We start from the raw sequence: 11,343 nt of genomic DNA on the forward strand, positions 1-11,343 counted from the left end.
AAAACCTAATGTTATCAGGCCGGCGGTAGCGTGAACAAGGGCAGCTCAAGCAGGTCCGGCAGCGCCTCGATGTAGTAATCGGCCCACACCGACGGCTCGTGGTGAACAGCCACGGTGATCATCCCCACCGCGTGCGCTCCGTCAATCTCGCGGCTATCGTGGCCTACGAACACCGCCTCATCCGGCGCGAGGCCTGCCTGCCGCAGCGCTTCCATGTAGATCGCGGGATCCGGCTTCTGTACACGCACGACCCTGGAGCAGGCGACCGCGTCAACCAGGTCGGCGACCCCGGCCTGGGCCAACCACTGCATCTTCCACTCCAGCGGATAGATGGTGTCGGTAATGATCCCGACGACGAGGCCGCGCTTCTTCAGGGCGGCAAGGGTGTCTCGAGCTCCGGGCAGGCCGTGAACCTGGTGCGTTTGCTCCATGATTAGCCGGGTGAGCTCCCTGCGCTCTTGTGGGTTGGTCACGCCGCGCACGCGCAGGAACTCGTCCCAGTAGTCGCCCGCGTTGATCTGGCCGGTTGATGCCCTTGCCTGCGTGGCCCGCAGGCGGACGCGTTCGGACTCTGTGGGCTCGCGGTCGTAGCCCCTCTCCGCGAGAAGCCGGACCGCGTATTTGCCCGTGGGCACCTTGCGGTCGTAGAGAACGCCTGCAGCGTCAAAGAACACGCCCCGGATCATGGTTCCCTCACGATCCCCTGCCTGCCCCTGCCCGCGATCGGTCCTGTCACGACCGCGATGATCTCCCGTAGGTCGCGAATAACAACGTCAGGGGCCGGTTCCTCCATATCGCCGTCGGACTTGTCCGTGAGGAACGACCGGATCTGGATGGCCAGCCCGTACCCGGCCCCCTGGGCACCTGCCACGTCGCGGGAGACGGTATCGCCAACGTAGGCGCAGGCCTCCGGTGGCAGCCCCATCCGAGATGCCGCCTCATGGAAGATGCGCGGGTGCGGCTTGCGGTAGCCGAACCCCGAGCTGGTGACGACCGGGTCGAAGAAGCGGGCTATGCCGTACGACGCCAGCTTCCGCGGCACCAGCCCCAGACTCAGGATGTTCGAAATGACCGCCAGGCGGAAGCCGCGTTGCTGCAGTTCGGCAAGCACGGCGGGCGCCTCCGGCCTGAGCTCCCGCCCGTAGAAATTGTCCTCGTAGTAGAGGGTCAGATCTTCTGCCTCGGCACTCAGCCGGTCCCGGGGCAACCCGTTGTCGGGAAAGACGTACTCGGTCCACACGCGATCCGGCGGCAACTCCCGCTGGTACTGCTCCCGCCAGCGCTGGTAGGCCGCCATGCCGGACAGCACTGCGGCGCGCAGGTCTTCCACCGACAGGCCGGGGTCAAGCCCCCGGCCCGCCAGCATCTCAAGCAGGCCGCCGGCAGCGGTCAGGCGGGTGGCGTCATCGTAGTAGATCTCCTCCAGCGTGCCACCCAGGTCGAAGACGACGGCCTTGATCACTATCTTCTCCGTTGGTTCGCGACCCAGAAGTCCAGGATCCTGGCGCCGTGCTCGTAGGCGTACATGGGGTCAATGGTCCAGGCCTTGGTCTTCAGCACGGCCATGGGCACAGCCCCGCGGGGGAACTCCAGCATGCCCGTGCGCACGGGGTAGTCTCCGGGCACGAAGAACGGCTCATAGCCCTTTCCGCCCCGGCTGTCGCCCATCAGCCACCGGATCATGAGCTTGGCGGCGTTGGGGTGGGGCGCCTGGTCAATGATGCCCAGGTAGGTCTGGTAGAAGACCGCGCCGACGGGCTTGACGTCCAGCGCGGGCTCGAAGACGAACCTCCCGGCCATCACGTCGCGGTACTTCGCGTAGTCAACCGTGGCCAGGGGCGGGTCCTTCTGTCCCCTCGTGCCCACGGCCCTGGTCGCGTCGCCGTCGCTGCCGGCAAAGACCGGATCGTTCTTGAGGAAGTCCTTTATCCACTGGAAGGCGGCGTTCGGGCAGTCCTTGTCGAGCGTGATCTCCTTGCCGAACGCTTCCTTGTAGGAGCTCGCGAAGTGATCGGCATGCTTGACGAAGGTGGCCATCATGCTCAGGTTTTCGCCGGACTCGAAGATGTCCTTGATCTGCACCTTGCCCTTCCACTGGGGCCTGGTCAGGTCCCACCAGCTCTTGATCGGAGGCGTCTTGTACACCTCCGAGTTGTAGATGATCACCCGCGTGCCCAGGCGCTGCACGAGCAGCGGCTCACGGAACTCCTTTGGGATCAGCCCCACCAGCTCGCTTGGGACGAAGTTCCAGAGCATCCGTCTCGGGACCATTTCGAAGATAACCGTGGGCGGATCTCCGGCGAAGAACACGTCGCCGGTTCGGACGCGCGCGCGGGCTTCCTCTTTGACCTTGCTGATCACGTCTACGGTGCCCATGTCAAAGGCCTCGACCTTGATGCCGGGATAGGCGGCCTCGAAGCTCTTGGCGGCCGCCGGAATGCGCGAGGACGACGAGTAGACGACGACCTTACCTTCCTTCTTGGCCGCCGCCTCAATCGCTGCCCAGTCGTGCGTCGCCGGCGAGTGTGGGCCCAGTTGGGCATCCTTCAGCCACTTCTGCTGGGCCTCGGACATCGCGGGCGCGCCCAGGGATGGCGTGGCCCCCGCTAGCGCAACGACGAGGACGCCGATGGTCAGAGCGCACGTCAGGGAAAGGACCTGCCTGATCATTGGGTGACCTCCTTCTTTCCGATTTTGCGGATCAACCACTGACCTGCCAGACTCAGGGCGACGAGGATTATCACGATGCCGTTGGCAAACTGGGTGAAGCCCTGCTCATTGTAGCGGAAGATCAGGCTGGGCAGCACCCGGGTGGACGGCGTCACCAGCAGAATGATGAGCGATAGGTCGCGGATGGTGCTGATGAACGTCAGCAGGAACCCTGCCACGAACCCGCTCAGGGTCAGGGGAACGATGATGCGCCGGAACCGCGCGGTCCAGGAGGCGCCGGCCACGACCGCGGCCTCCTCGAGCTCCTGGCCCACCTGGAGCATGGAAGAGACCCCTGTCCGCGACGAGAAGGGCAGGTTCTTGGCGACGCAGACCAGCACCAGCAGCGCAAAGGTGCCGTAGAGCGCCGGGATCGGACCGAGCGGCGATGCGAACATCGCTATGTAGACCGCCCCGAAGGCGATGCTGGGAACGAGATATGGCAGGAACGCTATCTGCTCCAGCGCGCGCGACAGCCGCGTCCCGCGTCCTTTCACGATGGCGTACCCCAGGAGCAGGCCTAGCAGGCCCACCAATACCGCGGTGATCACTGACAGCGCGATGCTGTTCTTCGCGGCTCCAAGCACGAGCCAGCTTCGCAGCAGGCCTGCTTCCCCCTCTGCGTAGCGGCGGTCTCCGCCCTGGGAGACCCAGTAGTGCAGCGATAGATTGCCCAGACTGTAGTTGTTCTCCTCGAGCATGAGCGACTGCCAGGCCAGGAGCAGGAGGGGAACCAGCACGCAGACCAGGACGAACGCCGACACCAGGATCAACAACGGGTACCGCCAGCCGCGAAGCGGCGTCAGGCGCACGCGCAGGCCCCTGCCTGAGATCGTGACGAAGCTCTTGCGCGTGCCGATGAGGCGCTGGTTGCCATAGATCGTCAGCGCGGACAGCGCCACCAGCACCACGGCCAGGATGTAGGCGGACGCCTTGAAGCCCATCCTGAGGTTGTTGTAGAGGGTGGTGGCCAGCGTATAGTATCCCACCGGCCTGCCAAGGAAGATAGGCGTGCCGAACGTCCCCAGTGACCGTGAGAAGGTCAGGATGAAGGCCGAGAGGATCGCGGGAAGGACCAGGGGGAGCGTGATCTTCTTTAGGATCTTCCATCGGTTCGCTCCGAGGATCTCCCCTGACTCCTCGAGATGGCTGTCAACCGAGGCGAGCGCGCCCGACACCAGGATGAAGGTGAAGGCGTAGTAGTGCAGTCCCATGGCGATGACGATGGGGACCGGTCCGTAGGCCAGCCAGTTTGGGGTAGCGACGCCGGTAAGGTACTCGAACAGGCCGCCTGCTCCGCCCAGCCGCGAGTTCCTGAAGAAGACCAGCCAGGCCAGCGCTATGGTCCACGAGGGCAGGATGAAGGGGATCGTGATAAGGCCGCTGAGCAGTCGGCGCCCCGGCAGATCAGTGCGGGTCAGGAGCCAGGCGAGCGGGCACCCGATCAGCAGGGCCATGAGGGTCGCGCCCGCAGACGTGACGACCGTGTTGAGAAACGGCCTGTAGACCAGCTCGTTGCTCACGGCACCCAGGAATGTGCGCTTCCAGTGGAACAGGGTGAACGCGCCTTCCTCGAACCCCCTGGCCACCCGCGCGTCCTCGGGGTGCCACGTGACTGTCGCCCACGCGATCCGCAGGAGTGGAACCCCCACCAGGTAGATGAGCACGGCGCAGAGGCCGAGCGATAGCAGGATCCTGGGCGTCGTTATCGCACGCCAGAGGCGCCGCAGGTGCGGATGCAGCGCGGACGACCAGGGCGGATTCAGCGCGGCCATTACTGCGCCGGACCTCCGCGACCATCGGGCAACAGACGCGATGTGGCCGGATCGTAGAGGTTGAACGTGGCCGGGACAAACGAGAGCCACACCTTGCGGTCCATCTCGATCGTCACCGGCCGCGTCTCGCGGACGGTGAACATCAAATCACCCCGGCGGACGTTGACAATCTGTTCCGCTCCAGCGGGCAGGACCGAGTACGTCTCGAACTCCACCGCGCCTTGCTGGGGCTCCAGGTAGAGCATGATGCTCTCAGGCCGGATGCCGGCGATGACGCGCTCCAGGGCAGGCGGACTGGGGTAGCACAGGGTGAACGCGCCGAAGTCCAGGACGGCTGCCTCTCCCCCTCCGCGCACCGTCGCCGGAAGCAGGTTCATCTTTGGGGTCCCGATGAAGTCCGCCACGAACACGGTGGCCGGCCTGCGGTACACGACGTCGGGCGGCGCCAGCTGCTCCAAGACCCCTTCCTTCAGGACAGCCACATGGGTCGAGAGCGTCAGCGCCTCGAGCTGGTCGTGGGTGACATACACGACCGTGGCGCCGGTATCCCGGTGGAGACGCTTGAGCTCGGAGCGCATGTCCATTCGCAGCCGCGCATCCAGGTTCGAGAGGGGCTCGTCCAGCAGGAAGATGCCAGGCCGGGGCGCCAGCATCCTGGCCAGGGCCACGCGCTGCTGCTGCCCCCCGCTCATCTCTTGTGGGTAGCGGCCTTCCATCCCGGCCAGTTGCAGGTCGGACAGGGCCCGGGCGACCCGGCGGCTGATATCTTGGGCCGGTAGCCGGGCCAGCTCCAGCCCGAACGCCACGTTCTCAAAGACGGTCATGTGGGGCCAGAGCGCGTAACTCTGGAAGACCAGACCCAGGCCCCGGCGCGACGGTGGCACGTGGATGCCTTGCTGGTGCGAGAAGATGGGGCGGCCGTCTATCAGTATCTCCCCGCAGTCGGGATCCTCGAGGCCGGCCACCATGCGCAATACCGTGGTCTTCCCGCAGCCGGAGGGGCCCAGTACCGTGAGGAAGCTCCCTGGTTCGATAACGAGGCTGAGGTCGTTGACGGCAACTACCTTACCGAAGCGCTTGCTCACGTTGCGCAGTTCGATCCGGCGCATCTCTGTCACTCCAGGGCCTGTATTGTCCCACCCTTTCCCAGCATGTCGAGGCCGTACGCGGCACGCAGCTCTTGAAGCAGGTTGATGCTGTCCAGACTTTGCTTGGGGCGGGCCACGGCCACGGCCAGAATCAGGGCGTTCAGGATTGTCATCGGCACGGTCATAGAATGGAACGTTGAGACCGGCCCCCGCCGGGCGGCCAGCACGACGTCGGCCTTGCGCTTGAAGGCCAGCCCCAGGGTATCGGTCAGGAACACGGTGCGGCAGCCCAGCGATCGGGCGTGGGTGAGCACGGCCACGAGTTCCGGGGTGGCCCGCAGGAAGCCCGCGGCCAGCACCGCGTCGCCCCGCTGAAGCAGCAGAAGTTCCTCCAGTACGTCCCGGCCCGAACTGGTCAGGCCGCGGACAGGCACGCCGAACCGCTGGAGGCGGATCTTGGCAAGGTCGGCGAGTATGCGCGAGGGGCCCATGCCGAACACGAAGACCCTGCGCGCCTTCAAGAGAATCTTCGCCGCGCGGTCGAAGTCGGCCGGGCGCACGCCGAGGAGCATCTCCGTCAGGTACTGCACTTCCATCTCGGCAACCTTGGTGAGGAGGTGCCTCTGGTCGCCCTTCAGGTCGTCCAGCTTGCGCCGGAGGCGGGCCGCCGGGCTCGCCTTCTGGCGGAACAACTCTTGAAGAACGCGGCGCAGTTCGGGATAGCCGTTGTAGCCCACGGCCCTGGCAAACCGTACCACCGTGGCCTCGCTGACGTTGAAGCGCTCGGCCATGGCCGCGGCGGAGAGGAACGCCGCCTCGTCGTAGTTGTCCAGGAGGTAGGAGGCGATGCGCTGCTGGCTCTTGGTGAGCCCGGGGAATCGGTCTTCCAGCCGCTGCCGGAACCCCTCGAGCGACTCCACGCGCACCCCTCCATGCAAGATAGTCCTACAAGATGAAGGGGATTGCAAGAGCTCTTTCAGGCGAGCCTGCGGGTGCCCGGTCTACCTGCCGGTCACGGCATCAGCGGCGCCGCCGGCGGCCGGGCTCCTGCTCGTCCGCTTCCCACGGCCGGTACCCGGTCTCGTACATCGCCTTTGAGACCATGTGCGCCCCCACCGGAGCGGTGAGCAGCACGAAGAGCAGCGTGACGATCTCCCTTCCGTCGGTCCCGTGCGCCAGGATCGCCGAGCTCAGCACCAGCGCCAGCCCCAGCGTGGTCGCCTTCGTGGCCGCGTGCAGGCGAGCGTAGGCGTCTGTGAAACGGTGCAGCCCCAGCGCGGCGATCAGCGAGAGACTCGATCCCGCCAGCAGCAGCACGGCGATCGCGGTATCACGCAATGGGAGGCCTCCCCCGCACGTAGCGCGCCGCGGCAACGGTCCCGATGAAGCCCAGGATGGCCACCACGGCGGCCACGTCCGCGTAGAGCCGCGTCCCGGCTCGCATTCCCAGCACGGTTACCAGGATGATCAGGATCGTGGCGATCGTGTCGCCGGCCACCACGCGGTCGCCCAGGTGCGGGCCCCGTACCATGCGCAGCAGGCACAGCGCCATCGCGACCACGAGCATGGCGAGCGCGATCGTGACGGCCGTCATTCAAGCAACCCCCGAATCGGTCTCTCCAGCGTGCGCTTGATCTCGTCCACCGTGGCCGCCGGGTCGTCCATGGCCAGCACGTGAACGAGCAGATGGGATCGGTCCCCGGCAACGTCCACGGTCATCGTGCCCGGTATGAGCGTGATCGAGTGCGCCAGCATTGTAATGCCCGCGTCGGTCTTGAGGTCCAGCGGCACCTGCACGATGCCGGAGCGGATCCGCAGACGCGGCCGCAGCACAACCAATCCGGCGACCGCGAGGTTGGCGACGAAGTTCTGGTAGATGAACGTCGCCAACCAGATGAGCCCCGACCTGATCCGTCGAAACGGCGCCATCTCCCGGTTCCTCATCGCAGGCGCTTCCACGGCGCTCCTACTTCTTCAACACCGTGCCGACGTACCTGGCCGGTTGGGTCAGGTGCGCTGCCGCTGTCGAGGTGAGCGAGTATAGGACCTGCGCCCGGAGCCCTACGGCGATCGTGATCAGTGCGAGCGCGGCCGCTGGAGCGACCAGCCGGGCCGGCGCGCGCCTGGGCTCTCCCGGGCCCCAGAAGGCGGTCGTGTATATCTTCAGCATGGACATCAGCGTAAGGACGCTGACGATGATACTCACTGCCACCACGCCGTACTGACGCACCTCCAGCCCGGCGCGGATGAGCAGCAGCTTGGCGAAGAAGCCCGAGAACGGCGGCACCCCGGCAAGCGAGAGAGCGCACACCATAAAGATCAGCGCGAGCACGCCGTTGTTACGGGCCAGGCCGCCCAGCCGATCGAGCCGGTCCGTGCGCTGCGTCTCCTGGATGGCTCCGCCGACCAGGAGCAGCCCGGACTTCACGACGATGTGGTGTAGAACGTAGAAGATCCCTCCGGCGATCCCAAGCTGGCTGGCCAGCGCCAGGCCCATGATCATGTATCCGACCTGGCTGATGATGTGGAACGATAGGATCCGCCGAACTGTGTCCTGGGCAAGGGCGCCCAGGACGCCGAACAGCATCGTGCCAGCCGCCGACCATAGAAGCAGCGGGTCCGGGCCGCCGCTGGGGAACACGATCGTGAACACCCGGAACAGCGAGTAGACTCCTACCTTCGTAAGCATCCCGCCGAAGAACGCTGCCACGCCTCCGGGCGGTATGGCGTAGGCATGGGGCAGCCAGAAGTAGAAGGGAAAGATCGCGGCCTTGGTGCCAAACGCCACCAGCAGCATCATCGAGGCGGCGCGCACGGTTCCGGCCGGAGCAAGCGGGACCCGCTCTGCCAGGTGGGCCATGTTCAGCGTACCGGTGGCCGAGTAGATCAACGCGACCCCGAACAGGAAGAACATCGAGGCCACCAGGTTGATCGCGACGTAGCCGAACGCCTCGCGGGCCTGCCGCTGGGTAGTGCCGTGGGTCAGCAGGAAGTACGACGAGATCAGCATGACCTCGTAGGCGACGTACAGGTTGAACAGGTCGCCGGTCAGAAACGCCCAGTTGATGCCGGTGAGCAGGAACTGCCATCCGGCGTGCACGAACCGGTCGTCGCGCCCTGCCGCGACTGTGAAGACGAGCCCTACCAGGCCGATCAGCGCCGCGATCAGCACCATCAGCGCGCCCAGCATGTCGGCCACCAGTGTGATGCCGTAGGGCGCGGCCCAACCCCCGGCCTGGATCGGCATTACCTGCCCGCCGCGGGTCAGCAGGACCAGCGCGATGCTGGCCGCAAGCGTTGCCAGGCTGCCTGCCAGCCCCAGTGTCCGCTGTGCGCGGCGTGATGGTCCCGCGATCAGGAGAATCGCCGTCAGCAGCGGGATGATGATCGGCAGCGTGGGCAGCGCGGCGATCAATCTAGCGGTCATCGCGCTTCTCCTCGCCGTGTCTCTCCTCGCCGCCGAAGAGGTGCATCCGGTATCCCAGCGCCAGCAGAAACGCGGTCACGCCGAACGAGATGACGATGGCGGTCAGGATGAGCGCCTGGGGCAGCGGGTCGGTCATCGGGCCGGGAGAGGACCCAATCACGGGGACCCCGCCGCGCAGCCCGGCCGAGAGCAGGATCGTGATGTGGGCGGCGTGGGAGAGAAGCGCCAGGCCGATGATCTGGCGTAGCAGCGACTTCCCCATGAGCAGGTACAGTCCGGAAGCGACCAGCACGCCGACCAGCACGGCGACCAGGGTTGACACTATCCTGCCTCCACGGCTTCCACCAGCGAGCGCAACGCTGAGAGCACCGAGCCCGCCACCAGCAGGAGCACTCCCAGGTCGAAGATCAGCGAAGACGGCAACCGGTACGTGCCGATCGCCAACAGGGTATGCTGTAGCAGCGGTTTCCCGACGACCAGTGGGATGGCGGACGAGCCCGCGGCCAGCGCCAGTCCAACCGCCATGAGGATGTCCCAGCGGCGGGACAGCAGGATGGCGCCGAAGGCCTGCGAGCGCAGCACTACCGCGGCTGAGACCATCAGCCCGCCGACGAACCCTCCGCCCGGGCCGTAGTGGCCGGTGGCCAACAGCAAGAACGCGTAGGCCACGATCACCGGCGAGACGACGCGCGCGATGGTGCGCAGGATCGGCGAGGTGAGCGGCACGCCCTCCTGCGCGTCACGCCGCTTCCGGCGTGCCGCGGCTAGCCGCCATGGCGCCAGCGAGATGATCCCGAGCGCGGCGATGGCCAGCACGCTGATCTCGCCCATTGTGTCCCAGCCGCGGAAGTCCACGATGATCAGGTTCACGATGTTCTTTCCGCCGGCCTGGGCGGCGTGCGCAAAGAACTCGCCGGATATGCGCTGGAGCCCGGACACGTCGGCAACCATCGCGGCCATCACCGCGCTGACCCCACCGGCCACGATCGCCACCATCCAGTCGGACACCGGCCGGGCCTGAGGATAACCGACGTCGCTCTTGCCCAGCGCGGTAATCGCCACCAGGAAGAGCACGAGCGAAACCGTCTCTATGACCGCCTGGGTGATGGCGATGTCCGGTGCGCTGAGCAGCAGGTAGATCAGACTGACCGAGTATCCTGCCGCGCCCAGCGCCAGCACGGCCCCCAGCAGCAGCCGCAGGCGCACGGCCGCGACCGCAGCGGCCATAGCCACGACCACGGTGATCGCGGGACCGAGTTCGTGGTCCCCGGTGAGGAGGGGTGCAGCGATCCCTGTGCGGAGGAACCCGACGGCCACGAGCGCCGTGGCCGTGCCCGTTATGTAGACGAGGTAGTCACGAAGGCGGCCGGTGAGATACAGCCCTGTCAGGAACTTCGAGCCATCCAGGGTGGCAGCGTACAGCCGGTCGTAGAGCAGTCCCGCGCTCAGCCACTGCGCGCCTCGCTCCAGCCGTTCCGCCAGGGGATGCAGGATGAAGAACAGCCATCCGCCGGCCAGCGCAACGGTCGTAACCGCGGCCGCGGTTAGCGTCGGGCCGTGCCAGAGGGCCACGGGCTGCGGTGCCCCGGTGATCGCCGCCGCGGCAAGGGCCGAGAGGCGCTCGATAGTGCGCGGAGCCAGTCCGAACAGAAGCGCCAGGAGCGCCAGGACGCCGGCAGGCATCCACAGCAGCACCGGGGGCTCGTGCACGGCTTCAGGCGTTCGGAGGAGCGGCGCACCGGCACGGTCCTTGCCGCGACGTGGTTGCGGTGCCCTGCCCAGGAAGACCCACATGTACCGGGCGCCGTACGCCAGCGAGAGCGCTCCGGACAGAATCACGGCGCCGGTGGCGAACCACGAACCCCCGAACCACGAACCCGCGATCCAGGGGCCCGCGTTCCAGGTACCGCGCAGGAAGGCTTCTACCGCCGCCTCCTTGCTGAGGAACCCTCCGAAGGGAGGCAGGCCGGCCATCGAGAGTGCCGCCAGCGCCGCGATACCGAATGTGACCGGCATTGCCCGGCGCAGTCCGCCCAGGCGGGCAATCACCCGTGTGCCGGTCTCGTGCTCGACCGCTCCGGCGACCAGGAAGAGCGTGCCCTTGAACGCCGCGTGGTTCAGGACAAAGACCATGGCCGCGGCCGCGGCGGCAGGCGTGCCCCACCCGAGCAGCGCGGTGGCCAGTCCCAGCGCGCCGACCGTGGAGTAGGCGAGCAGGCCCTTCAGGTCGGTCTGCACCAGGGCCAGGGCCGCGCCCGCGAGCAGCGTCGCCAGACCTACGGGCGTAACCACGGCTACCCAGAGCGCGGTGCCGCCCAACACGGGCAGTAGGCGCGCCAGCAGG

General features: G+C 66.7%; 12 protein-coding genes. All 12 read right to left on the reverse strand.

Annotated elements, in window-relative coordinates:
• Positions 1 to 14: 14 nt before the first annotated feature.
• Entirely contained in the window at positions 15 to 686 is a 672-nt protein-coding gene (locus FJX73_06065) for an HAD family hydrolase (GenBank protein ID MBM3470339.1), read from the reverse strand.
• The gene (locus FJX73_06070; GenBank protein ID MBM3470340.1) at positions 683 to 1,489 is read right to left on the reverse strand and encodes an HAD family hydrolase; all 807 of its coding nucleotides are present in this window, start codon (positions 1,487 to 1,489) and stop codon (positions 683 to 685) included. Before FJX73_06070 ends, FJX73_06065 begins: the two co-directional genes overlap by 4 nt.
• Complete coding sequence (locus FJX73_06075; protein MBM3470341.1) at positions 1,462 to 2,670, reverse strand: ABC transporter substrate-binding protein; 1,209 nt, start codon at positions 2,668 to 2,670, stop codon at positions 1,462 to 1,464. Before FJX73_06075 ends, FJX73_06070 begins: the two co-directional genes overlap by 28 nt.
• Positions 2,667 to 4,484 (reverse strand): iron ABC transporter permease, encoded by a 1,818-nt coding sequence (locus tag FJX73_06080; GenBank protein ID MBM3470342.1) that lies wholly within the window; start codon positions 4,482 to 4,484, stop codon positions 2,667 to 2,669. Before FJX73_06080 ends, FJX73_06075 begins: the two co-directional genes overlap by 4 nt.
• Positions 4,484 to 5,593: an ABC transporter ATP-binding protein gene (locus FJX73_06085; GenBank protein ID MBM3470343.1), complete on the reverse strand. Its 1,110-nt coding sequence runs from the start codon at positions 5,591 to 5,593 to the stop codon at positions 4,484 to 4,486. Before FJX73_06085 ends, FJX73_06080 begins: the two co-directional genes overlap by 1 nt.
• Positions 5,594 to 5,598: 5 nt before the next feature.
• Positions 5,599 to 6,492 (reverse strand): MurR/RpiR family transcriptional regulator, encoded by an 894-nt coding sequence (locus tag FJX73_06090; GenBank protein ID MBM3470344.1) that lies wholly within the window; start codon positions 6,490 to 6,492, stop codon positions 5,599 to 5,601.
• A gap of 100 nt (positions 6,493 to 6,592) precedes the next feature.
• Complete coding sequence (locus FJX73_06095; protein ID MBM3470345.1) at positions 6,593 to 6,910, reverse strand: Na+/H+ antiporter subunit G; 318 nt, start codon at positions 6,908 to 6,910, stop codon at positions 6,593 to 6,595.
• Positions 6,903 to 7,166 carry a K+/H+ antiporter subunit F gene (locus FJX73_06100; protein MBM3470346.1) on the reverse strand — a complete coding sequence of 88 codons (264 nt, stop codon included), beginning with the start codon at positions 7,164 to 7,166 and terminating at the stop codon, positions 6,903 to 6,905. Before FJX73_06100 ends, FJX73_06095 begins: the two co-directional genes overlap by 8 nt.
• Positions 7,163 to 7,516, reverse strand: a complete 354-nt coding sequence (locus tag FJX73_06105; GenBank protein MBM3470347.1) for a hypothetical protein — start codon at positions 7,514 to 7,516, stop codon at positions 7,163 to 7,165. Before FJX73_06105 ends, FJX73_06100 begins: the two co-directional genes overlap by 4 nt.
• Before the next feature lie 22 nt (positions 7,517 to 7,538).
• On the reverse strand, positions 7,539 to 8,999 hold the full coding sequence (locus FJX73_06110; GenBank protein ID MBM3470348.1) for a Na+/H+ antiporter subunit D: 1,461 nt from the start codon (positions 8,997 to 8,999) through the stop codon (positions 7,539 to 7,541).
• Positions 8,989 to 9,321: a Na(+)/H(+) antiporter subunit C gene (locus tag FJX73_06115; GenBank protein ID MBM3470349.1), complete on the reverse strand. Its 333-nt coding sequence runs from the start codon at positions 9,319 to 9,321 to the stop codon at positions 8,989 to 8,991. The genes FJX73_06110 and FJX73_06115 overlap by 11 nt, the downstream gene beginning before the upstream one ends.
• Positions 9,321 to 11,343 (reverse strand): DUF4040 domain-containing protein (locus FJX73_06120; GenBank protein MBM3470350.1); only part of this gene is annotated, 2,023 nt, incomplete at its 5' end. The genes FJX73_06115 and FJX73_06120, both read right to left, overlap by 1 nt.

It is taken from the genome of Armatimonadota bacterium (genome assembly GCA_016869025.1).
Taxonomy (GTDB): Bacteria; Sysuimicrobiota; Sysuimicrobiia; order Sysuimicrobiales; family Humicultoraceae; genus VGFA01.